This is a genomic window from Sphingomonas sp. 2378, from assembly GCF_038084995.1.
Lineage (GTDB): Bacteria > Pseudomonadota > Alphaproteobacteria > Sphingomonadales > Sphingomonadaceae > Sphingomonas.
The window spans coordinates 1-226 of sequence record NZ_JAXCMJ010000171.1; the positions used below are offsets into that span (position 1 = coordinate 1).

The following is a 226-nucleotide window of genomic DNA, read 5'->3' on the forward strand; positions in this document are numbered from 1 at the left end:
GATCACCGGGCTGGTCGGCAGCGACACCGCAGAAGCGACGCAGGCCTTTGCCAGCAAGAATGCGGGTAGCCAGGCCCTGAGTGCCGACAGCTGGACGGTTGCCGACGGCAATGGCGGCGGCAACTATACGATCAGCAAGGTCGATGCCACGGGTACCATCTCCAAGAGGCAGTTGACGGGCGACCTGAGCGGTACGGTCAGCAAGGTCTATGACGGCACGACGATG

General features: G+C 63.3%; 1 protein-coding gene. It reads left to right on the plus strand.

The features are described from left to right. On the plus strand, positions 1 to 226 hold a 226-nt coding region (locus tag SM191_RS19795), incomplete at both ends, for a hypothetical protein (protein WP_341507688.1).